Here is a 23,691-nt window from a genome sequence, read left to right as displayed (position 1 = left end):
CATTGCTATGGCGTGACGTTGAACGTCCCGTAATCCATCAGCCGCTGGTAGCGGGTTTCCAGCAACTTCTGCATCGGCACCCGACACAGGCGCTCGAGGTTGCCGGCAAGCTTCTGCTTCAGCGCATTCATCATCGCCGCCGCGTCGCGGTGTGCTCCGCCTAGCGGTTCCGGAACGATTTCGTCGATCAAACGATGTTCATACAGATTGCTGGCGGTGATGCGCATGGCTTCGGCTGCCTCTGACGCACGACTGGCATTCTTGAACAGGATCGAAGCGCAGCCCTCGGGCGAGATCACCGAATAGATGCTGTACTGAAGCATCATCACGTGATCGGCCACACCGATCGCCAGTGCGCCGCCAGAGCCACCCTCGCCGATGATCGTCGCCAGCACCGGTGTGCGCAGCTTGGACAGTTCGAACAGATTGTGTGCGATCGCCTCGGACTGGTTGCGCTCCTCAGCGCCGATCCCCGGATACGCGCCTGGCGTGTCAATGAAGGTCAGTACCGGCAGATTGAATTTCTCGGCCATCTTCATCAGCCGGATCGCCTTTCGGTAGCCCTCGGGCTTGGGCATGCCGAAATTGCGATAGACGCGTTCCTTGGCGTCGCGCCCTTTCTGCTGCCCCACCACAACTACGGCCCGCCCATCCAGGCGCGCCAAGCCGCTGACAATGCTGGGGTCGTCGGCGTAGTGGCGGTCGCCGTGCAATTCTTCCCAGTCGCTGAAGAGCGTCTTGATGTAATCCAGCGCGTATGGCCGTTGCGGATGACGCGCCAACTGGGCGACCTGCCACGGCGTCAGCTTCGAGAAAATCTGCTCGGTCAGCTCGCGGCTTTTCATCTGCAGGCGATCGATCTCCTCGGTCAGATTGACCCCGGAGCCGGAGGTGGCAAAGCGCAGCTCCTCGATCTTCTGTTCGAGTTCGGCGATCGGTTGTTCGAAATCCAGATAGTTCAGATTCATCGCTCATGGGCCGGATCGGAATCCGGCGCCTTCCTTGCGTTCATTCGTCGTCGAAAGACCCGCCCGATGCCGCCGCAAAGCGACGCTCGGGAATCGGGGCCACATACTGTCGGTAGCGGACTTTAGCGCACTCAGCCCCCAACAGCTGCTGCAGTTCCAGCAGCAGTGCGTCATCCATGCGCAAACGCCAGGCCCCGGACAGCTCCATCACACAGGCTGCGCGCGCATTGGCGTAACGGATCGACACCGGCACCCCGGCGGGGTCCCGATGCGACTGCAGCAGGCGGCGCAGATGCATCACGTCGCTTAGCGGTCGCGCCCACTCCAGCTCCAGGCTCACGGCGTACTCGCGCATCACCTGGTCGAGGCTGAAGAACTCCGGAGCGTACAGGCGCGGTTCGGGATCGCGGTCGTCGCGTGCCGGTGACATGCCGACTTCACAGATCAGGAAGATCAGGCCATCGGTCTTCACATGCGGCTGATATTTGGCAAACGCGTCGGCGTCGATCCAGCAGGAGATCTCCTCGTCGCCGTCTTCCAGTGTCACCTTGTAGGAGGCACGACCACCGCGACCCTCCTGACTGATATCACCCTTGAAGAATCGCAGATCCTTGACCCACGCCGCGACCAGTGCCTTGGTCCGCGGCTGCCACGCCTGCTTTCCGCCCTTGCCACCCTTGCCGCTCTTCGCAGCGGGAGCCGGCGCTGCCGGCTGCGCCTGCCGCTGTGCCTTGATCAGCGCATCCAGCCGTCCACTGCAGATCTGCTCGATCAGGGCCGCGTGGGCCTCGATCGGATGCCCGGACTGGTAGAAACCCAGGGTGTCACGTTCGCGCTGCAGCAACTCGCGCTGCGTCCATTCGGGCTCGATCTCCGGCTCGACGCTGACTGTGCAGTCGGCGCCGCTTTGCGTCGACAGTCCGAACAGGTCGTCCTGACCGCTGGTGGCGCTCTGCGCGGCCGCTTCGGCCACCTGCAGGGCCCGCGGCAGTGTCTTGAACAACGATGCCCGGTTCAGTCCGAGCGCATCCAGCGCGCCGGAGAAGATCAATGCCTCCAGCACGCGCTTGTTGGCCTTGCGCGTATCGATCCGTCGGCAGAAATCAAACAGATCGGTGAACGCACCGCCAGCGTCACGCTGCGCCAGAATGTCTTCCAGAGCGGCCTCGCCGACACCCTTGATCGCGCCCAGTCCGTACAGCACTTCTCCGTCGACCGGCACGGTGAAGCGGACCCGGCTACGGTTGATATCCGGCGGGGTGACTTTGAGCCCCATGCGCAGGCACTCGGTACGCATCACCACGACTGAATCAGGATGCGCCATTTCGCAGGACATCACTGCCGCCATGAACTCGGCGGGATAATGCGTCTTCAGCCACGCGGTCTGGTAGGACACCAGCGCATAAGCAGCCGCGTGCGACTTGTTGAAGCCGTAGTTGGCAAACTTCTCCATCAGGTCAAACACTTCACGCGCAACATCCGCCGCGATGCCGCGATCAGCGGCACCTTGCTCGAAAATTTCGCGTTGCTTGGCCATTTCCTCGGCCTTCTTCTTACCCATGGCACGGCGCAGCAGGTCGGCGCCGCCCAGCGTATAGCCGGCCAGACGCTGCGACATCTGCATCACCTGTTCCTGGTAAACAAAGATGCCGTAGGTCGGCGCCAGCACCGATTCCATGTCCGGATGCTGATACTCGAACTGGAACTCACCGCGCTTGCGCGCGCAGAACTCCGGAATCTGGTCCATAGGACCCGGTCGGTATAGCGACACCAGCGCGATGATGTCCTCGAAACGGTCCGGCTTGAGGTCGCGTGACGCACGCTGCATACCCGGAGATTCCATCTGGAACACCGCCCCGGTGTTGCCACTGGTGTACAGCGCGTAGGTTTCCGGATCGTTCAGCGGCAGTTGCAGCGCATCCAGCCGCAGGCCATGCCGCTTCTCGATGTTGACGATCGCCTCTTCGATGACCGTCAAGGTCTTCAGGCCGAGGAAGTCGAACTTGACCAGGCCGACCGCCTCGAGATCCTTCATGTCGAACTGCGTGCGCATACCACCGCCGCCGGGTTCGCAATACATCGGCGTGTAGTCGGACAGCGGCTGCGGCGCGATGACAACGCCGCCGGCATGTACGCCGACGCCACGGGTCACACCTTCCAGCGCCAGCCCCATGTCGATGACCGCGCGCGTGTCTTCTTCCTGGTCGTAGCGGCGCTTGAGCTCGGGCATCGTTTCCAGAGCGTCGACCAGGGTCGCGCCGGGCGTTCCCGGCACCAGCTTGGCGATCGAATCGGCAAAGCCATAGCCATGCCCGAGCACGCGAGCGACGTCGCGGATCACACCGCGCGCCGCCATCGTCGCGTAAGTGATGATCTGGCCGACGTGGGGACGCCCGTACTTGTGCGTGACGTACTCGATCACGCGGTCGCGGTTATCCATGCAGAAGTCGACGTCGAAGTCCGGCATAGACACGCGCTCCGGATTCAGGAAGCGCTCGAACAGCAGGTTATACGGCAGCGGATCGAGGTCGGTGATGCGGATTGCATAGGCCACCAGCGAGCCGGCACCCGAACCGCGGCCCGGTCCGACCGGGCAGCCGTGGGTCTTGGCCCACTGGATGAAGTCCGACACCACCAGGAAGTACCCGGCAAAGCCCATCTTCTCGATGATGCCAAGCTCGTAATCGAGACGTTGCCGGTAGTCGTCCTCGCTGCCGGCCAGACCGCTGGCCTTGGCCAGCTCATCGAAACGCTCCCGCAGGCCCTCGTTGGCGCGCTGCCGTAGCCAGGTGTCGGTGGTGTAGCCGTCCGGCACCGGAAAATTCGGCAAGTGGTACGGCGGCGCAAACTTCAAGGTCAGCGAACAACGCCGAGCAATCTCGACACTGTTCGCTAGCGCCTCCGGGAGATCGGCAAACAGCGCCGCCATCTCGGCATCGGATTTCAGATACTGCTCGGGGGTGTAATCCCGCGGCCGCTTCTCGTCGGCGAGCACACGCCCCTGGGAAATGCACACGCGGGCTTCGTGCGCATCGAATTCCGAGCGCTCCAGAAAGCGCACGTCATTGGTCGCGACGACCGGGATCGTGGTCTTACGCGAAAGCGCGCAGGCGGCACTGACCCAGTCCTCGTCATCAATGCGATTGCAACGCGCAATCTCCAGGTACAGCCGCTGCGGAAAGATCTGATGCAGCACGTCCAGCGCTTCGAGCGCCGGCTCGACCTGATCCGCGAGCGCTGCGCGAAACACACCGCCGTCACGGCCGGTGAGGGCCAGCAGGCCGTCGGCATGTGTACGCAGGTTATCCCAGGAAATCAGCGGCTGACCCCTGCCCTGGCCATCGGTGTAACCCAGCGAAATCAGCCGGGCCAGATTGCGATAGCCGGCCTCGTTCTGCACCAGCAGCGTCAGGCGCTCGGGGCTGTCCTGCGCGATCCGCTCTTCCAGCCAGATATCGACGCCGACGATCGGCTTGATGCCGGCGGATTCAGCAGACTTGTAGAACTTCACCATCGCGAACAGGTTGTTGCGATCAGTGATGGCAACCGCGGGAAAACCCAGTTCGGCCGTGCGTGAAATCAAGGTCGCACCGGCACCGCCACCCTTGCGCTTGGGCGGCTCGACGCGAACGATGCCGTCGATCAGCGAATATTCGGTGTGCAAGCGCAGGTGAACGAAGCCGGTCACGACATTGCATCCTGCGGCAGACGCACGTCAGTCGCACACGACACCAGTCGCGCGCAGGGTGCAAAACTCATCCGGTGCACCACACTCGGACCCAATGCGGTCAAGGCCGCAATATGCTGTGCGGTGCCGTAGCCCTTGTGCCGGGCAAAACCATAACCGGGAAATTCCGTATCCAGCCGCAGCAGTTCCCGATCTCGGGCCACCTTCGCCAGAATGCTGGCGGCCATGATCGCAGGCTCCAGCGCGTCCCCGTTGATGATCGTACGTACGCGACATGCAAGGTGTGGCGCCTGATTGCCATCGACCCAGGCCTCATCGGGCCGCACCGACAGCCCGGCAATTGCGCGCTGCATGGCCAGCAACGATGCCTGCAGGATATTGATCCGATCAATCTCCTCGACCTCGGCGCGAGCAATACACCAGGCGCTGGCGCTGTTGCGAATCTGGTCGAACAGGCGCTCGCGCCGCAGCGGCGTCAGCTTTTTCGAATCGTTCAAACCGTCGGGCACGTCGGCGCCCAGCACGACGGCCGCAGCGTAGACCGGGCCGGCGAGACACCCGCGCCCAGCCTCATCGACACCGGCAATGCAGGCGCGCATCCCGTCCATCATCGCGTCCTCCTCTGCGGCACAGCCGTGGAACTCACAGCCAGAATCGCATCGGCCGCGCGTTCGGCCGCCCCCCGTCGCAGTTCCGCGTGCACCGCGCCAAACTGCTGCAGCTGTTGCGCACGCCGCTGCGGCTGCTGCAGCAGTGCCAGCAATTCGCTCCCCATGGTTTCCGGCGTTGCCGCATCCTGCAGCAATTCTGTAACTGGAGGCTGCGCACAAAGCAGGTTCGGCAGGCTGACATAGCGCGTCTTCAACAAACCCAGCTTCAACATCAGCCAAGCGGTCAGTGCCGATGCCTTGTAAGCAACGACCATCGGCCGCCCCAGCAGCAAACATTCCAGCGTCGCCGTTCCCGAAGCCAGCAGCACGGCATCCGCGGCCTGCATTGCCGTGCGTGATTCACCATCGACGACTGTCCAGTCGAGTCCTGGTGCCGAGTTGCGTATGGCAGCTTCGATCGGCGCCCGCAGTGCCGGCTTGGCCACCGGCGTAATGAAACGAATCCCGGGAATACGCGTCGCGAGCCAGGCAGCCGTCTGCGCGAAGGGTTCGGCCAGATAGCGGACTTCACCGCCGCGACTACCCGGCATCACCGTCACCACCGGCCCGGTATCAGCGAGACCCAATGCGCGGCGATACGGCGACGGATCGGGATCTGCCACCAGCTCCTCCGCCAGCGGATGGCCAATGTAATCGGCAGCCACACCGTAGTCGGCGTAAAACGCCGGCTCGAATGGAAACAGGCACAGCATGCGATCGACCGCTCGCGCGATGCCCTTGACCCGTCCCTGTCGCCAAGCCCAAACCGTCGGACTGACAACATGCACGGTGCGGATACCGCAGCGGCGCATCTGCGTTTCGAGCCCCAGATTGAAGTCCGGCGCGTCGATTCCGACGACAACATCCGGGCGTTCCTCGGCAAATCGCCGGACCAGCGTTCGACGCAGGCGCAGCAACCGCGGCAGCTCGCGCACGACTTCTGCCAGCCCCATGACCGACAAAGCCTCGATCGATTCGATCGCCTCGCACCCCGCCGCGATCATCCGGGGCCCGGCCACGCCATAACAGTGCAGATCAGGCCGCTTGCGCCGGAGCGCGGCAACGATCGCAGCACCCAGAATGTCTCCTGAAATCTCGCCGGCGATCAGCGCGATCCGTTGCGGCTCTTGCGCCATTGACACTGTCAGCGCGCCAGCGCGCGCTTGGACGCCTCGATGAAGCGCAGCATGTCAGCTACGTGAACCGAAGCGGCAGCCGACTCGGCCAGCTTGCGCTTCACCTCCGCGATCACTTCGCCGGATTTGAAGATCAGCCTGTAGGCGTCCTTGATCGCATCAATATCGGCAGGCGTAAAGCCGCGTCGCTTCAGTCCTTCGGCGTTGATGCCGCGCGGACGTGCGGGATGGCCTTCAGCAATCACAAACGGCAGCAGATCACGCAGCACGATCGAACCGCCGCCGGTGTAGGCATGGGCACCAACACGACAGAACTGATGAACCAACGTATAGCCGCCCAGGCCAACGTAGTCTTCGATCGTGACGTGGCCGGCCAGTGTCGTCCCGTTGGCCAGAATGACGTTGGAGCCGACGATGCAATCGTGGGCAATGTGCGCCTGCGCCATGATCCAATTGTCGTCACCTACCTTGGTCAGCCCCTGCTCTTTCAAGGTGCCACGCTGGATCGTGACGTACTCGCGAATGGTATTGCGGTCACCGATTTCGACGCGCGTCGCGTCGTCGTCGCGCGCAGACTTGTCCTGCGAGATTTCGCCCAACGAGCAAAACTGGAAGATACGGTTGCCGCGACCGATCGTCATCGGCCCACGCAGGACCACGTGCGGGCCGACCCGAGTGTCCGCGCCGATGCGCACGCCCGCACCGATGATGCTGTAAGGCCCGACTTCGACCGTCGGGTCCAGTTCGGCCGACGGATCGACGATCGCAGTGGGATGGATCAGGCTCATGATGAACGCAACCTCAGTCCGCAATCTGCTTGAGCACGCACATCAACTCTGCGCAGCAGGCCAGCTCGGCACCGACCATCGCGTTGACCTTGAACTTCCACAGGTCGCGCTTCTGCTTGTCCAGTTCGACTTCGAAATGCAGTTGATCGCCCGGTACCACCGGACGCTTGAAGCGCGCTCCGTCAATACCCGCGAAATAGAGAATCAGCCCTGTGTCAGCACGCAAGCCGGATTTCTGCACCGCGAGGATGCCGCTGGCCTGCGCCATCGCTTCGAGAATGATCACGCCCGGCATCGTCGGCAAGCCGGGGAAATGCCCCGGAAAAAAAGGCTCGTTGTAGGTGACGTTCTTCAGCGCCGTCAGACGCCCCGCTTCGAGATCCATCGCGATCACGCGATCGATCAACAGAAACGGATAGCGATGCGGCAGCATCTTGAGAATGTCGCGAATATCAAACATCGTTTATGGGTTCCCCTGATTGACTCCCCGTGCCGGTTGCGCCCTCCGGGCCACCTTCGACACGACGCTCCAGCACTCTCAACCGCTGCTCGGTGCGCTCCAGACGCCGCAGGCGCGCCACGGTCTTGCGCCACTCCCGCGCTTCGTCCAGCGGCAAGCCCGAACCATAAACACCCTTCTGAGCCACCGAGCCGGTCACCATCGCAAATCCGAGGATGACAACGTCATCGGCAATCTCGATATGCCCGGCAATTCCTACACCGCCTGCGATCATACAGCGGCGACCGACCCGCGCGCTGCCGGCGATGCCGGTGCAAGCGGCAATTGCCGTGTGCGCACCAATATGGCAGTTGTGTGCAATCTGGATCAGATTGTCGAGACGCACGCCGTCTTCGATGACGGTATCGTCCAGCGCACCGCGATCAATACAGGTGTTGGCACCGATTTCGACATCGTTGCCGACGCGGACGCTGCCCAGCTGCGGAACCGCCTCCCAGCCTTCTGGGCCGCGCGCGTTACCGAAACCACGCCCACCAACAACGCTACCCGGATGCAGTTCGCACCGCGCCCCAAGGCTGACCCGTGGCCCGAGGTAAACCTGCGCCACCAGACGGCAGCTCTCACCGATGCGCACGTCTCGAGCAATGACGCATCCGGGGCCGATGAAACTGCCAGCACCGATCTGCGCACCCGCTTCGATGACCGCGTTGGGGCCGACCCAGCACCCCTCTGCCACCCGCGCCGTCGGATCCACAGTAGCGCTGGGATGGATCCCCGCCTCAAAGTGGCGGTCAGGATCAAACAAGGCGGCGATGCGCGCATATGCCAGATACGGATCACGCGCGATCAGGCCGCTGCCGTTCAAAGCCACGACATCTTTTTCGGTGACGATCACCGCAGTCGCCCGGGTCTGTGCCAGTTGCCCGCGCAACTTCGGATTGGACAGAAACCCCAGTTTCCCGGGAACACCGGGTTCCAGCGTACAGACGCCATCGACCTGTTCGGCGGCATCGCCGTGCACGCCAAGATCAAAGCGCTCAGACAGTTCCCGCAGACTGAAACGGGTCATGTTTCCTCCCTGGCGACATCGAAGTCCGGCGTCCGGGGCTCAAAAATCCGGGCGTTCACCGACGTCGCTGAACACCAACAAAAAGGCCGGGTTCAGCATAGCCAATCCCGGCCCCTGGCGCCGCACGACCCTAGCGGGTCGCGCGCTCCGATTACTTGGTTGCCTGCAGGCGCTTCAGCACTTCAGCCGTGATGTCGATGCTCGGCACGGTGTAGACCGGATTCTCGATCACCACCATCAGATCGCGTTCTTTGGCTACCTGCTCGATCACCGTCTTGATCTTGGCCATCATGTCAGCGAACAGCTCACGCTCGCGATTGCTGCGCTCTTCCTGGAACTGGCGGCTCTTGTATTCGAAGTCGATCTTGCGCGTGTTGAGATCCTTCTCTTTCTTCGCGCGATCGGACGCCGAGAGCAGTTCTGCTTCCTTCTTGAAGGACTCGATATCCTCGCCCAGCTTCTTGGCTTCGGCCTGCAGATCGTTCGCGCGACGCTCGAACTCCTGCTTCATCTTTTCCTGGCCTGCCTTGAATTGCGGCGACGCCTGCACCAGTTCGTTGGAACGAATCGTTGCGATCTTGTCGGTCTGTGCAAACGACGGGGTCGCAAATACAGCAGCAGCAGCGATTGCAGCAGTAGCCAGATAGGTCTTCAACATCGTCATCGTCTCTCTCGTCTCAATTTAGTTATTGGTCAAGCAGCAACCTGCAGGCTCGGGACTAGAAGCCCGAACCGAAGGTGATCTGGAAGCGGTCGGTACGATCGCTCGCGACACTGTTCAGCGGGTACGCATAACTCAGGTCCAGCAGCCCCAGGAACGGCGTAAACCAAGAGAATGCCAGACCGGCCGATTGGCGCAAATCGCCGGCTGCGAAATCGCCAGGCTCGGCAAAGACGTTGCCGATATCGAAGAACGCCGACATCCGGGTCGACTTGCCGTCGCTCTCGATCGGTAGCGGAATGATCAGCTCGGCCTGCGCCGTAGTCCGCAGTTTGCCGCCATAGGGATTGCCGAACGGCGTGTCCAGCGGACCCAACGAGCCGTCGCGGAAACCGCGCACGGTGCGCGGACCACCCGCGAAGAAATTCTCATACGGTGGCACATCGCTGTCACTGCCATAGCCGTCGACGTAACCGACCGACCCGGTCAGCTCGGCGGTGAACTTGAACGGCAACGGGATGTAGGCCTGACTGCGGTAGCTCAGATTGAAGTACTCGATATCGCTGCCCGGAATCGCGATGTCCGCGTTCAGCGAGTGCGAGGCGCCACGTGTCGCGAAGAACGTGCGGTTGCGCGAGTCATAGCTGATGCCTGTCCGGATCTGATAGGTCGCGAAACGCGTGCCGTTACGCACGACAAAATCCAGCACCTCGTCGGAAGTGCTCGCCGGGAACGTTTCCAGCGCCACTTCTTCGACACCCACACCAGCGCGCAGCGCCACGTATTCCGACAGCGGAATGCCGTAGATCAGGTTGGCGCCCAGAATGTTGGAGTTGAAGCCCGACGAATAACGGATCACCGATTCGGATTCGCGGTACGACAGCGAGACCGTCTGACTGATGCCGTCTTCGGTGAAGTACGGATCGGTCCAGCCCAGATTGATGCTGCGCGTAACCGTGTTGTTCTCGACCGAGGCGTTGATTCGATTGCCCGACCCGAGGAAATTGGTATGGGTGACCTGCCCAGTGATCAGGAATCCCTGCGCACCGGAATAGCCGACACCGAACTGCACCGAACCCGGCGGACGTTCCTTGACCTTGAACTGCACGTCCACCAGGTCGTCGGATCCGGGCACCGGCCGCGTATCGACTTCAGCCTCTTCGATGAATGGCAGGCGTGCCAGACGCACGCGCGAACGTTCGACGGCCGATTTCGAAAACGGCGCCGCTTCGAGCTGGCGCATTTCGCGACGCAGAGTCTCGTCGTTGGTGCCAGTGTTTCCAACGAAATTGATCCGGCGCACGTAGGCGCGCTTGCCCGGCTTGATGAAGTAATTGATGCTGACCTGCTTGCCGTCTTCGTCGAGCTCCGGCAACGGCGTCACTTCGGCAAAGGCATAGCCGACATCGGACAGCGCAGCTTCGATGCGATCCGCCGTCGCGGTCGCTTCCTTGCGCGAGAAGCGCTCGCCGGACCGCGTTGTCGTCAGTGCTTCCAGAAACGCATCGTTCAAGATCGTTTCGCCCGAGAAGCGATGATCCTTGACCGTGTAGACATCCCCTTCAGTGACGTTGACGGTGACGTAAATTGACTCCTTGTCCGGCGTCAGTGCGACCTGAACCGAATCGACGTTGAACTTCAGATAACCGCGGTCCTGATAGTAGGACTGCAGCTTCTCCAGATCGCCGACCAGCTTCTGCTTGGAGTAGCGGTCACTACGCTGAAATGGCATCCAGTTGGTCGAACGCAGCTCGAACTGATCAATCAGCTCCTGATCGTTGAAAACCGTATTGCCGAGAATGTTGATGTCAGTGATCTTGGTGACCCGACCCTCGGTCACTTTGATATTGAGACTGACCCGATTGTTCGGCTCCTCGGTGACCTTCGAGTCGATCGCGACATCGTAGTAGCCGTTTGAATAGTACTGTCGGCGCAGTTCCTGCTCGACCTGATCGAGCAGGTCGCGACGGAACAGCTCGCCGTCGGCAAGTCCCAGGTTCTTCAGCGACTCGTCCAGCTCGTCACCGCCAACCTTGTCGTTGCCTTCGATCTTGAAACTCGAAATTGCAGGGCGTTCCTTCAGATGAACGATCAACGCACTGCCATCGCGCTCGACCTTTACATCCTGAAACAAACCTGATGCATACAGCGATCGGATCGCCTGCCGCGTCGTCGCCGTATTGGCCTCGTCACCGACCGCAAGCGGCAGATAGGTCAGGACCGTTCCGATTTCGAGACGCTGCAGACCTTCGGCCTTGATCTCGGTAATGGTGAACGGATCGAATGCATAAGCCTGTGCCGTCAGCACAAGCGCGGCCGCAGCGCAGGCAATAGCGGTCCTTGAGAATTTGATTTTTCTTGTCACCGCTTCGTCGACTTCTAGAGTGTGATCAATTCAACAGGCGCACAATATCGTTGTAGAACGCCAGCCCCATCAGCAATGCCAGCAGCGTAAGCCCCAAGCGTTGACCCGCTTCCTGTGTTCGTTCGGAAACAGGTGAGCCCTTGACTGCCTCAACCGCGTAGTACAACAAATGTCCTCCGTCCAGCACGGGCACGGGCAGCAGATTCAACACGCCCAGGCTGATACTGACGATCGCCATGAAGCTCAGGAATGAAACCAACCCACCCTGCGCCGAGAACCCTGCAGCTTGCGCGATCTGGATTGGACCACTGACGTTGCGCACCGACACGTCTCCGGTCACCATCCGCCCAAGCATGCGCAGCGTCAGAGATGATATGCGCCAAGTCTGCGCAACAGCCTCCGGCACCGCCTCGAACACCCCGAGACGGTCGACGGCGCGCAAATCCTGCCACAAGTCCCCCGGGTTCGCTACGCTGGCGCCAAATCGGCCGTAGACATGACCTTCGCTGCCGAGATGACCGATGATCGTCGTGCGGGTCTGCTCCGCACCGTCGCGCTTGATTCGCACCTGCGCCACTTCGCCCGGATGCGCCTTGACCCAGTCGGCCCACTGCTGCCATGACTCGATCGGTTGGTCGTTGACACTCAGTAATTCGTCGCCTACCTGGAAACCGGCCTTGTCGGCCGCTTCGCCCGCAACGATTTGTGCCAGCACCGCCGGAATTGGTGGCTGGTACGGATTCAGCCCAAGATCATCAAACAGAAATTCCGGGTCGACCCGCACGCTGTCCAGATCGACAACGGCCTCACGCATCTGACCATCCGGCGCCTTGACCGTCAGGTGCAGCAGGCCTCGATCAAGTGCTCGGCCGATCAGCTCGGTGCGCAATTGCGTCCAGGTCTGAACGGGGTCGCCGTCGACAGCCACAACCTCGTCCATCTGCTGCAGACCAGCCTGCGCCGCAGCGCTCTGCGCGAGTGGCTGCGTCAGCACCGGCCGATAGCCCTGAATGCCGACGACGTAGACGGCCCAGTACAACAGAATGGCCAAGCCGAAATTGAACAAGGGACCCGCAGCAACGATCGCCATGCGCCGCCCCACCGTCGCGTTGTTAAACGCCAACAGTCGGTCACCTGGGGCGACGGCCTGCTCGCGTTCGTCGAGCATCTTGACGTAGCCGCCCAGCGGCACCGCTGCAATCACCCATTCGACGCCATCACGACTGCGATGCGTCCACAACGGCCGGCCAAATCCAATCGAAAAGCGCAGCACTTTGACGCCGCAGCGGCGCGCAACCCAGTAGTGACCGAACTCATGGAACGCCACGAGTACCGCGATGGCGATGACGAATCCGCCCACAGACCATGCAAGATCAGGCATGCAGTGTCTCCTGTGCGATCGCCCTGACACGCGCGTCCGCGTGCAGAATTTCATCCAGCGCCCGGCCTTGGCCCAGCGCTTCGCCGTGAACCTTGGACATCGTGTGTTCGATCAACTCCGCAATCCCCAAATAGGGCAGCTGCCCGTCCAGAAACGCTTGGACAGCGATTTCGTTCGCTGCGTTCAATGCCAGCGGCGCAATTCCGCCGGACTCCAGCGCCGCGCGCGCCAAAACCAGGCACGGAAAGCGACGCAGGTCAGGCGCTTCGAAGTCGAAGCGGCCGAGCGCCGGCAGGTCAAGCGGATCAACCCCAGACGTCCAGCGCTCGGGCCACGCCAGCGCATGGGCAATTGGAACGCGCATGTCGGACTGGCCGATCTGAGCCAGCATTGAGCCGTCGACATATTCGACGATCGAATGAATCGCGCTCTGCGGATGGATGACGACATCGATTTGCGATGACGACACGCCGTAGAGGACCGCCGCCTCAATCAACTCCAGGCCCTTGTTCATCATCGTGGCCGAGTCAACAGAAATTTTCTGCCCCATCACCCAATTCGGGTGACGCACAGCCTGGGCAGGCGTGACCGACGACAGCTGGTCCAGCGGCGTCTGCCGGAACGGTCCGCCGGAAGCGGTCAAGGTTAACCGGCGTACGCCACGCGGTGGCGTTCCACACTGGCTCCCTGCCGGCAGACATTGAAAGATGGCGTTGTGCTCGGAATCGATCGGGAGCAACAGCGCTCCCGCGCGCTGCGCCTCTTCAAGCACCAGGGCTCCCGCCATGACCAGCGGTTCCTTGTTCGCAATCAGCACACGCTTGCCGGCACGCACCGCAGCCAGGGTCGGCAGCAATCCAACCGCCCCCACGATCGCCGACATCACCTGATCGGCGTCCGGTAGCGCCGCAACGGTTGTGGCGGCGTCAGGACCGCCCAGGACCTCAACGCTCAAATCAAGCTCACGGAGCCGGTTTTTCAGCTGCTCCGCCGCTGCGAAGTCCGCCATCGCGGCAATCCGCGGTCGAAACTCGCGACACAAACCCACCATCGCTTCGACATCGCGATTGGCGCTCAGCGCCAAAACCCGAATGCGCTCTGGATGACGACGCACGATATCCAGCGTGTTGCGCCCGATCGTGCCGGTCGCTCCCAGAATGACCAGACCCTGCACTTACAGGCCCGTCAGATACAGACCGCACAACATCACCGGCGCCGCCGCCAGGATGCTGTCGACCCGATCCAGAATGCCGCCGTGACCCGGCAGCAGTGTTCCGCTGTCCTTGATTCCAACCATGCGCTTGAACATCGATTCGGTCAGATCGCCGACAATCGATGCCAGCGCTACGACGATTGAAAGCCCGACCAGGACCAGTACCTGGGCGCCAACGACTTCGAACACATAGACCCCGGCGGTCAACGCCCACAGCGCACACAACACGACGCCGCCGATGGCGCCTTCGACTGTCTTGCCAGGAGAAATACCGGGCGCCAGCTTGTGCCGCCCCAGGCTGCGTCCCGCCAGAAAGGCACCGGTGTCCGCTGCGAACACGAGGAACAGTACAAACAGCAGGCGCAGTGGCCCGTTGTGCATCGCATGCAGCTGCGCGAGGGCACTCACCGTCGACGCGATCAAGACCACGCCCAGCATGCCGAGCGCCAGCGCCGAAGGAGGATTGCGTTGCAGGTTGCCCGGAAATCCGGGAAATATCGTCGGAACCACCAGCCACCACAGCACAGCCAAGCCCGTCAGCACATTCAGCAGGCTCAGACTCTGTGGAACCTGACTGACGACCCCTACGGCAAGCAGCATCGCACCAACAATGGCGACATAGCTCCAACGTCGTGCAGGCTCGGTCCAGCGCATCAGTGCCGCCCATTCCCAGGCAATCAACAGACCCGCACCGGCAAAAACCGCATACAACACCTGGGTCGGCGCAAACCAGACCAGCGCCAGCACGCCCGGCAGTAGCACCAATGCGGTAATCACCCGCTGGATCAGCATCGCCTAGTCTCCCCCATGGCGGTCATGCAGCTTCCGGCACGCGTCCGAAGCGACGTTGTCGTCCCGCATACCAGTCCAGCGCCTGCATCAACGCGGTGCCGTCAAAATCCGGCCATAGCTGCGGAGTGAAATACAACTCGGTATAGGCCAGCTGCCACAACAGAAAGTTGCTGATCCGGCTTTCGCCCCCGGTACGAATCAGCAGCTCGGGGTCCGGCAGACCGCGTGTATCCAGCGCGTCGGCCAGTGAGTCCGCATTGATGTCTCGCCCTTCCGCAGCCAGACGCTGGGCAGCCTGCACGATATCCCATTGCCCGCCGTAGCCCACCGCGACCACCAGGGTCATCCCGGCATTGCTGGCGGTCTGCGCCTCTGCGCTTTTCATCTGCTCGCGAAGTTCAGCCGGAAAGTCACGGTGATCGCCAATGAACCGCATCCGGATGTCATTCTTGTCGAGCGACTTCGCCTCGCGTTTCAACGTCGCCTTGAACAGCTCGATCAGCAGCCTGACCTCCAGATCGGGGCGGTTCCAGTTTTCCTGTGAGAACGCAAACAGGGTGAGTACTTCGACACCCGCCTCCGCCGCCGCTCGAATCACCTTGCGCACCGCACGCACGCCCGCTCGATGGCCCATCGAGCGCGGTTTTCCGCGTGCAACCGCCCAGCGGCCGTTGCCATCCATGATGATGGCGACATGCCGCGGCACCCGCGTGTCGGTCAACTCAGGGACTTGATGGGACATGAACGAGCCTGTGCAGCATTACATCGACAACAGCTCTTTTTCCTTCACGGCCGCAACTTCGTCGATTTTCGCGACGAACTGATCGGTCAGCTTCTGGATCTCGGCCTCGCCGCGTTTGACGTCGTCTTCGCTGATTTCCTTCTTCTTTTCGCTATCCTTGATCGACTGGTTGGCGTCACGGCGCACATTACGCACGGCAACGCGTGCCGCTTCGGCCTCGGTGCGAACGACCTTGGTCAGGTCGCGGCGGCGCTCCTCGGTCAATGGCGGGATGACGATCCGAATCGTTGTTCCAGCGGTGTTCGGCGTCAACCCCAGGTCAGAGGTCATGATCGCCTTTTCGATCGCCCCGACCAGCGCCTTGTCCCAGGGTGTGATGATGATCGTGCGCGCATCTTCCACAGTGACCGAAGCGGCCTGAGAAATCGGCACTTCGGAGCCGTAATAATCGACTTTGACGTGATCCAGCAACGATGCATTGGCACGCCCGGTCCGCAGCTTCATCAGTTCGGTCTTCAACGAATCGACCGACTTCTGCATGCGAGCAGATGTCTCGTTCTTGATTTGATTCAACATCGTGATCTCCGAAAAACGGTCGCCGGATCAACCCGGCGCTCAGGCGTAAACGCGAGTTCCAATCGTGTCGTCGCCATTAATAATGGCTTGCAGCGCCCCGGCACGGTCCATGTCGTAAACACAGAGTTTGATCCCATGGTCGCGACACAGGACCATCGCAGTCTGATCCATGACGCCAAGGCGCTTGGACAAGGCTTCGTCGTAGGTCAGTTCCTGGTACTTGACCGCATCCGGATGCTTTTTGGGATCAGCGGTATAGATGCCGTCGACCTTGGTCGCCTTCAGCAGCAAGTCGGCATTGATCTCCACGGCGCGCAACGCCGCTGCCGAGTCGGTGGTGAAAAAGGGATTTCCGGTGCCGGCCGAAAAGATGACGACACGGCCTTTTTCCAGGTGACGCACGGCGCGACGGCGGATGTAGTCCTCGCAGACCTGGTTAATCCGCAAGGCGGACTGCACCCGGACCGGCAGGCCGACGCGCTCAATCGCATCCTGCAGCGCCAAGGCGTTGATCACGGTCGCCAACATGCCCATGTGATCGCCGGTGACGCGGTCCATGCCGGCCCGCGCCAACCCTTCGCCGCGAAAGATATTGCCGCCGCCCACGACCAGCGCGACCTGAACGCCGGAATCGATCACCGCCTTGATTTCGTGCGCCAGCCCGCTCATCACTTCGGGCGAAATGCCGAACTCGCCGCTGCCCATCAAGGCCTCACCGGAGAGCTTTAGCAGGATTCTCTGATAGGCGGGCTTGGCGGTCATAGGCATCTGATTTTATTAACGTTACCTGCAAAAAGGCCCCGAAGAACGGGGCCTCGAACCTCGTGGCAGCGGATTCTAACGCCAATCAGGCCTTGATGCCCGCCTGCGCCATCACTTCTGCTGCAAAATCCGTCTTCTGCTTTTCAATGCCCTCGCCCACCGAGAAGCGCACGAAACGCGCAACCTTGGATCCGGTCTTCTCGAGCACCTTGGCAATCGCATCATCAGACTTCATGCCGTAGGCGTCATTACGCACAAACGGCTGACCCAGCAGCGTGATTTCGGCGGCGAACTTGCGCAGCTTGCCGTCCACCATCTTGGCGACGATTTCAGCCGGCTTGCCCTCAGCCTGCTCCGCAACCTGGGCTTCGATCACGCGACGCTCGGCCTCGATCATCTCGGCCGGGATCGAAGCAACGTCCAGATAGATCGGGCTCATCGCCGCAATGTGCATCGCCAGATCACGAGCCAAAGCCTCGTCACCCGACTCCATGGCCACGATCACACCGGTCTTGTCGCCCGGATGCATGTAGGTCACCAACGGACCACCCGACTTCTCGACAACCTCGAACCGGCGAATCGCCATGTTCTCGCCAATACGGGCAATCAGGGTACGGCGCTGGGTATCCAGCGACTCGCCGCCGTCTTCGATCGCAACCAGCGCTTCGACGCTTGCCGGACGATGCTTCAGCGCCACTTCTGCCGCACGCTTGGCCAGATCACGGAACTCGCCCGCCTTGGCAACAAAGTCGGTTTCGCTGTTCAGCTCGACGATCGCAACCGCAGAACCGTCCTCGGCGATGGCCAGAATGCCTTCAGCTGCAGTACGGCCGGCCTTCTTGTCAGCCTTGGCCGCACCATCCATGCGCAGCTTTTCAGCGGCCGCATCGAGATTGCCCTCGGTCGCTTCCAGTGCCTTCTTGCAGTCACCGATACCCGCACCGGTGCGCTCGCGAAGTTCCTTGACCAGGGCTGCGGAAATCTGCGCCATCGATTACTCCTCCGTCTTTTCGGCAGCGGCCTGAGGCGCGCGCCCGGGTTTGGCGTCGCCGCCCTTACGAGCCGGACCACGCGGACGACGCGACGACGGCTCGTCGGACACTTCGACGAACTCTTCCGAGCGACCCACGGTATTGCTGCCACGGCCTTCGATGATCGCGTCCGCCAGGCACTGCGCATAGACACGAATGGCACGAGTAGCGTCGTCGTTGCCCGGAATGACGAAATCGACCGGTGCCGGATCATTGTTGGAATCGACCACCGCGATCACCGGGATACCCAGCTTGCGCGCTTCGGCCACGGCGTTCTTTTCGTAGCCCGTGTCGATCACGAACAGGCAGTCCGGCAGGCTCGGCATGTCCTTGATGCCGCCGAGCGAACGGGAAAGCTTCTCCAGCTCGCGCTGGAACGTCAGCTGTTCCTTCTTGGTCAGGCGGTTGATCGAACCGTCCTCGACCTGCTTTTCCATTTCGATCAGGCGCTTGATCGAACCCTTGACCGTCTTGAAGTTGGTCAGGGTGCCGCCCAACCAACGCTGGTTGACGAACGGCATGCCGGCGCGACGGGCTTCGTCCTCGACGGTCTCACGCGCTGCGCGCTTGGTGCCGACGAACAGGACGCGGCCACCGCTGGCCGCGAGCTTACCGGCGAAGGAGCAAGCGTCCTTCAGCATCGGAAGCGTCTGTTCCAGATTGATGATGTGAATGCGATTGCGCTCGCCGAAAATGAACTGGTCCATCTTCGGGTTCCAGTAGCGGGTGCGGTGTCCGAAATGGACGCCCGCTTCCAGCAACTGGCGCATAGTAACTTCCGCCATGGTGCATCTCCTTGGGTTAGAGCTAACCGCGCCCAGGTGGCTCACCCAAGTCGGGCGCGGATGGATTTTCAACGGCAAATACGTTTCCGCATTGCCTTTGAAGGGCGCGCTTTATACCATAGCGCCCCTTTGAAAACAACGAGTTTCCCGTCGCCGCACAATGCGCAGCCGCGGATTCCCAACCACCCCGAGAACGGCCCACGAGGCCTTCAGGCGCAGCGAATGACGATTTCCATCAAGACCCCCGAAGAGCAGGACAAGATGCGCGCCGCCGGCGCCGCCGCCGCCGATGTGCTGGTGATGATCGAACCGCATGTAAAGCCCGGGGTTTCGACCGAAGAACTCAACCGCCTGTGCCACGAATATATTGTGCAGACACAGGGTTGCATTCCTGCACCGCTGAATTACAAGGGCTTCCCCAAGTCGATCTGCACCTCGGTCAACCATGTGGTCTGCCACGGCATTCCGGGCGCCAAGATGCTGAAGAAAGGTGACGTCATCAACATCGACATCACGGTCATCAAGGACGGCTACCACGGCGACACCAGCCGCATGTTCTATATCGGCGAGCCGAGCGTCCTGGCCCGACGCCTGACGGAAACCACGCACGAAGCGATGATCGAAGGCATCAAACTGGTCGCTCCGGGAGTGCGTCTGGGCGATATCGGCCACGTCATCCAGCGCCACGCCGAACAACGCGGCTTTTCAGTCGTCCGTGAGTACTGCGGCCATGGCATCGGCAAGGTTTTCCACGAAGATCCACAGGTGCTGCACTATGGGCGCCCCGGAACCGGCATCGAGTTGCAGGCCGGCATGACGTTCACCATCGAGCCGATGATCAACGCTGGAAAACCCGATGTGCGACTGCTGCCAGACGGCTGGACCGTCGTCACCAAGGACCACTCCCTTTCGGCCCAGTGGGAACACACGATTCTGGTGACCCCGGAAGGCCACGAAGTTCTGACCCTGCGCAACGGCCAACTGTGAAGCTTTTCATGACTTTGCAACTGCAGACGGCTCAATGCCTGTCACCGAGGCACGATCGCCATGGGCGCTGAACTCGACCTGGGCGACGACGAAGCCGCCTCGATTTTCAGCGCGCATCGCATTCGCTCTCGCCTGGCCAATGGCGGTTACGCGATCAGCACCTTTCGCGAGACCCTGCAGTGGGGCCGCGACCGTCTGTATGGCCTGTTCGATGACGGCGTGCCGGCAGACTCCCTGGTTCATGCACGAACCCATCTGGTGGACGAAGTCCTGCGCGCGGCCTGGCAGAAATTTCTTCCGGAAGTGACCGAAGGCCTGACACTGGTCGCTGTCGGCGGCTATGGGCGCGGCGAGCTGCTGCCGCATTCGGACATCGACATCCTGCTGCTGCACGCCGACGGCGCGCTGGAGCTTCACCGCAAGTCCCTGGAAGCGCTCACCGCGTTCAACTGGGACATCGGCCTGGAAGTCGGCCAGAGCGTGCGCACCGTCGACGAATGCGTCAGCGAAGCGGCCAAGGACATCACCGTCATCACCAATCTGCTCGAAGCGCGGATCCTGATTGGCGATGAAAGTCTGTTCGAGCAAATGCAGCAGGCGCTGACTCCGGATCGCATCTGGTCGATCCAGGACTTCTTTGAAGCCAAGAAGGCTGAGCAGTCGGCGCGCTATCGCAAGTACGACGACACTGGCTACAAGCTCGAGCCGAACGTCAAGGAAAGCCCCGGAGGCCTTCGCGACATCCACACCATCGGCTGGGTGGCCAAACGTCATTTCGGCGCGCAAACGCTGGGCGAACTGCGTGAACACGGCTTTCTGACCAAGCAGGAATGCGACGAACTCTTCGCCGGTCAGGATTTCCTGTGGCGCGTGCGTTTCGCACTGCACATGATTACCGGCCGACGTGAAGATCGCCTGCTGTTCGACAGTCAGATCAAGGTCGCACAGCTGTTTGGCTACGTCGACAGCAGCTCGAACAAGGCGGTCGAGCAGTTCATGCAGCTGTACTACCGCACGATCAAATCGCTGTCGTGCCTGAACGATATGCTGCTGCAGCTGTTTGAAGAAGCCATCGTGCATCCGATCGCCGGTGAGCCGCTCACGCTGAATCCGCGCTTCCAGGTCCGCAACGGTTATCTTGAAGCTCGCGACGACGAGGTGTTCCGGCGCCAGCCCTGGGCGTTGCTTGAACTGTTCCTGCTGCTGCAGCAGAACCCGAAAATCGATGGCATCCGCGCACAGACGCTGCGCATGGTGCTGCGCGACGGCAAGCTGATGACCGATGAGGTCCGCAACTCCGTCCGCTCACGCGCCTTGTTCATGGAAATGTTCCGCGAGGGACGCGGCCTGACCCGCAACCTGCGTCGCATGAATCGTTATGGCGTGCTCGGTCGGTATTTGCCGGAGTTCGGCCGTATCGTCGGCCTGATGCAGTATGACCTGTTCCACACGCTGACTGTGGACGAGCACATCCTGTACGTACTGCGCAACGCGCGACGCTTCGCGATGCAGCGCTTCCGTGACGAACTGCCGTACTGCAGCAAGATCATGGATCGCGTGCCCAAACCGGAGCTGCTTTACCTGGCCGCGTTGTGGCACGACATTGGTAAGGGCCGAGACGGCGATCACTCGGAAATCGGCAGCGCAGAGGCCGAGCAGTTCTGCCTTGTTCACGGCCTGTCGCACGCCGACGCCGCCTTGGTCGCATGGCTGGTACGGGATCACCTGCTGATGTCGCTGACCGCGCAGAAGCAGGACATCAGCGACGCCAGCGTGGTTGCCGCATTTGCGGAGCGCGTCGGCAGCCGTATCCGGCTCGACTATATCTTTCTGCTCACCTGCGCGGACATTCGCGGCACCAATCCGGCATTGTGGAACTCCTGGCGCGAATCGCTCCTCAAGGATCTGTATCGTCAGAGCGCGCGCCTACTCGAAGGCGTGGTGGACCAGGCCACGCTGGAAACCGAACGCGCTGCCGACACCCGCCAGATCGCACTGGGACTCCTCGCAGAGCAGCACATCGACCCGGATACCGCCGAGAGCGTCTGGGCCCGCTTCGACCACGACTACTTCCTGCGTCACTCGCCTGAAGAGTTGGCCTGGCAGCTGCCGGCAATTGCCCGTGTGCAGGAGGCCGATCTGCCGCTGGTCATGGTGCAGACCGTCGCGGGGCGCGGCACCGCCGTGTTTGTCTACACCCGCGACCGCGACCATCTGTTCGGCCTGACCACCGGTGTACTCGCACGCCTGGGCCTCAACATTCTGGACGCCCGCCTGCACACGACCGACGACGGCTTCGTACTGGATTCCTACATCGTGCTGGAAAGCGACAACACGCCGCTGGACTCGCAGATGCGCCAGGACGAAATTCGCGATTCTTTGCGCCGGGTGCTCAGCGACCCCGAGATGTCGACAATCGACGTCAATCGCCGCACGTCACAGCGCCTGAAGCATTTCGACACGCCAACGCAGGTGTACTTCGGTCAGGACGAGGCACGCAACCGCACGACGCTGGAACTGGTCGCCGCCGATCAGCCCGGCCTGTTGTCACTGATCGGTCGCGTATTCCAGAAACGCGGCATCCTGCTGAATGCCGCCAAGGTCGCCACCATCGGCGAACGTGCCGAAGACGTGTTCTACATCACCGATCGCATGCATCGCCCGATCAAGGACGAACGCACACTCGACGAGCTGCGTGAAGTTCTGGTGCGCACACTGGATCGGCACGAACTCAAGTAAGCCGGTGCGAGCCCCCGTTCACACGACGGCTGCCGCCGATCCCCAAAATTGACCCCTATAGAAAACCAGCACGATGAGCATTGAACTTCTGAAGCAGCAGATCGAATCCGCATGGGACAATCGCGACACGCTCAACAAGAGCGACAGCGCTGTTCACGCTGCGGTAACCCAGGCGATTGCCCTGCTCGACCAGGGTCAGGCCCGTGTCGCCGAACCCACTGCGGACGGCTGGCAGGTCAACCAGTGGCTGAAAAAGGCGGTCCTGCTGTACTTCCGCCTTCACGACAATGCACCGATCGAAATGGGCGCGCTCAGCGGATACGACAAGGTGCCGCTGAAGTTCGATGGCTGGACCGCCGAACACTTCGCCCAGCAGGGTGCGCGTGTGGTGCCTCCGGCCGCAGTGCGCATCGGCAGTTATATCGCGCCGGGGGCAATCCTGATGCCGTCCTACGTCAACATTGGCGCCTGGGTTGGCAGTGGCACGATGGTGGACACCTGGGCCACGGTCGGCTCCTGCGCACAGATCGGCGCCAACTGCCACCTGTCCGGCGGTGTCGGCATCGGCGGCGTACTGGAACCACTGCAGGCCAACCCGACAATCATCGAAGACAACTGCTTCATCGGTGCACGCTCGGAAATCGTCGAGGGCGTCATTGTCGAGCATGGCGCGGTCATTTCGATGGGCGTCTTCATCGGTCAGAGCACACCGATCTATGATCGCGAAACCAGTGAGATCAGCTACGGCCGTGTCCCGGCCGGCGCTGTCGTTGTCGCCGGATCGCTACCCAAGGACGGCGGTCGCTACAACCTGAACTGCGCAGTCATCGTCAAGCGCGTCGACGAAAAGACACGCAACAAGGTCGGCATCAACGCGCTGTTGCGTGATCTCTGAACA

20 protein-coding genes are annotated in these 23,691 nt (G+C 61.6%); 3 read left to right on the top strand and 17 right to left on the bottom strand.

Translation table 11 applies throughout. The features are described 5' to 3' along the window. Positions 1 to 5: 5 nt before the first annotated feature. From E4T66_RS07645 to rpsB, 17 genes are all read right to left on the bottom strand, one after another. The gene (locus tag E4T66_RS07645) at positions 6 to 968 is read right to left on the bottom strand and encodes an acetyl-CoA carboxylase carboxyltransferase subunit alpha (protein ID WP_136848349.1); all 963 of its coding nucleotides are present in this window, start codon (positions 966 to 968) and stop codon (positions 6 to 8) included. 40 nt (positions 969 to 1,008) lie between these two features. Next, complete coding sequence (dnaE, locus tag E4T66_RS07640; protein WP_136848348.1) at positions 1,009 to 4,656, bottom strand: DNA polymerase III subunit alpha; 3,648 nt, start codon at positions 4,654 to 4,656, stop codon at positions 1,009 to 1,011. After that, positions 4,653 to 5,264, bottom strand: coding sequence for a ribonuclease HII (locus E4T66_RS07635; RefSeq protein ID WP_248679519.1), 612 nt, complete (start codon positions 5,262 to 5,264; stop codon positions 4,653 to 4,655). Before E4T66_RS07635 ends, dnaE begins: the two co-directional genes overlap by 4 nt. Continuing rightward, on the bottom strand, positions 5,264 to 6,442 hold the full coding sequence (gene lpxB, locus E4T66_RS07630; RefSeq protein WP_136848345.1) for a lipid-A-disaccharide synthase: 1,179 nt from the start codon (positions 6,440 to 6,442) through the stop codon (positions 5,264 to 5,266). The genes E4T66_RS07635 and lpxB overlap by 1 nt, the downstream gene beginning before the upstream one ends. 8 nt (positions 6,443 to 6,450) lie before the next feature. Further along, positions 6,451 to 7,230, bottom strand: a complete 780-nt coding sequence (lpxA, locus tag E4T66_RS07625) for an acyl-ACP--UDP-N-acetylglucosamine O-acyltransferase (protein ID WP_136848343.1) — start codon at positions 7,228 to 7,230, stop codon at positions 6,451 to 6,453. Positions 7,231 to 7,243: 13 nt separating this feature from the next. Next, positions 7,244 to 7,690: a 3-hydroxyacyl-ACP dehydratase FabZ gene (gene fabZ / locus E4T66_RS07620; RefSeq protein WP_136848341.1), complete on the bottom strand. Its 447-nt coding sequence runs from the start codon at positions 7,688 to 7,690 to the stop codon at positions 7,244 to 7,246. Further along, a complete protein-coding gene (gene lpxD / locus E4T66_RS07615; protein WP_136848340.1) occupies positions 7,683 to 8,759 on the bottom strand; it encodes a UDP-3-O-(3-hydroxymyristoyl)glucosamine N-acyltransferase in 1,077 nt (358 codons plus the stop codon). The genes fabZ and lpxD overlap by 8 nt, the downstream gene beginning before the upstream one ends. Positions 8,760 to 8,910: 151 nt before the next feature. Continuing rightward, a complete protein-coding gene (locus tag E4T66_RS07610; RefSeq protein ID WP_136848338.1) occupies positions 8,911 to 9,423 on the bottom strand; it encodes an OmpH/Skp family outer membrane protein in 513 nt (170 codons plus the stop codon). Positions 9,424 to 9,478: 55 nt separating this feature from the next. Beyond that, positions 9,479 to 11,728 (bottom strand): outer membrane protein assembly factor BamA, encoded by a 2,250-nt coding sequence (gene bamA, locus E4T66_RS07605; RefSeq protein ID WP_248679517.1) that lies wholly within the window; start codon positions 11,726 to 11,728, stop codon positions 9,479 to 9,481. Positions 11,729 to 11,810: 82 nt separating this feature from the next. Further along, the gene (gene rseP / locus E4T66_RS07600; protein WP_136848336.1) at positions 11,811 to 13,166 is read right to left on the bottom strand and encodes an RIP metalloprotease RseP; all 1,356 of its coding nucleotides are present in this window, start codon (positions 13,164 to 13,166) and stop codon (positions 11,811 to 11,813) included. Beyond that, the gene (gene dxr / locus E4T66_RS07595) at positions 13,159 to 14,340 is read right to left on the bottom strand and encodes a 1-deoxy-D-xylulose-5-phosphate reductoisomerase (RefSeq protein ID WP_136848334.1); all 1,182 of its coding nucleotides are present in this window, start codon (positions 14,338 to 14,340) and stop codon (positions 13,159 to 13,161) included. The genes rseP and dxr overlap by 8 nt, the downstream gene beginning before the upstream one ends. Next, positions 14,341 to 15,171 carry a phosphatidate cytidylyltransferase gene (locus E4T66_RS07590; RefSeq protein WP_136848332.1) on the bottom strand — a complete coding sequence of 277 codons (831 nt, stop codon included), beginning with the start codon at positions 15,169 to 15,171 and terminating at the stop codon, positions 14,341 to 14,343. It abuts the gene before it with no gap. Positions 15,172 to 15,193: 22 nt separating this feature from the next. After that, positions 15,194 to 15,913: a polyprenyl diphosphate synthase gene (uppS, locus tag E4T66_RS07585; protein ID WP_136848330.1), complete on the bottom strand. Its 720-nt coding sequence runs from the start codon at positions 15,911 to 15,913 to the stop codon at positions 15,194 to 15,196. Positions 15,914 to 15,931: 18 nt separating this feature from the next. Beyond that, positions 15,932 to 16,489: a ribosome recycling factor gene (gene frr, locus E4T66_RS07580; RefSeq protein WP_136848328.1), complete on the bottom strand. Its 558-nt coding sequence runs from the start codon at positions 16,487 to 16,489 to the stop codon at positions 15,932 to 15,934. Between the two features lie 39 nt (positions 16,490 to 16,528). Next, complete coding sequence (pyrH, locus tag E4T66_RS07575) at positions 16,529 to 17,257, bottom strand: UMP kinase (RefSeq protein ID WP_136848326.1); 729 nt, start codon at positions 17,255 to 17,257, stop codon at positions 16,529 to 16,531. 79 nt (positions 17,258 to 17,336) lie between these two features. Further along, entirely contained in the window at positions 17,337 to 18,242 is a 906-nt protein-coding gene (tsf, locus tag E4T66_RS07570; RefSeq protein WP_136848324.1) for a translation elongation factor Ts, read from the bottom strand. Positions 18,243 to 18,245: 3 nt separating this feature from the next. Then, the gene (gene rpsB, locus E4T66_RS07565) at positions 18,246 to 19,067 is read right to left on the bottom strand and encodes a 30S ribosomal protein S2 (RefSeq protein WP_136848323.1); all 822 of its coding nucleotides are present in this window, start codon (positions 19,065 to 19,067) and stop codon (positions 18,246 to 18,248) included. Positions 19,068 to 19,289: 222 nt separating this feature from the next. Here rpsB and map point away from each other — a divergent pair, with 222 nt between their 5' ends. The 3 genes from map (at position 19,290) to dapD (ending at position 23,688) form a co-directional block, all read left to right on the top strand. Beyond that, positions 19,290 to 20,054 (top strand): type I methionyl aminopeptidase, encoded by a 765-nt coding sequence (map, locus tag E4T66_RS07560; RefSeq protein WP_136848321.1) that lies wholly within the window; start codon positions 19,290 to 19,292, stop codon positions 20,052 to 20,054. Positions 20,055 to 20,114: 60 nt separating this feature from the next. Continuing rightward, the gene (glnD, locus tag E4T66_RS07555) at positions 20,115 to 22,793 is read left to right on the top strand and encodes a [protein-PII] uridylyltransferase (protein WP_136848319.1); all 2,679 of its coding nucleotides are present in this window, start codon (positions 20,115 to 20,117) and stop codon (positions 22,791 to 22,793) included. A gap of 79 nt (positions 22,794 to 22,872) precedes the next feature. Then, positions 22,873 to 23,688 (top strand): 2,3,4,5-tetrahydropyridine-2,6-dicarboxylate N-succinyltransferase, encoded by an 816-nt coding sequence (dapD, locus tag E4T66_RS07550; protein WP_136848685.1) that lies wholly within the window; start codon positions 22,873 to 22,875, stop codon positions 23,686 to 23,688. Positions 23,689 to 23,691: the final 3 nt, after the last annotated feature.

This window comes from Sinimarinibacterium arenosum, assembly GCF_005047655.1.
Taxonomy (GTDB): domain Bacteria; phylum Pseudomonadota; class Gammaproteobacteria; order Nevskiales; family Nevskiaceae; genus Solimonas.
The sequence above is the reverse complement of the archived record's forward strand: the minus strand, read 5'-3'. Positions and strand labels throughout refer to the sequence as shown.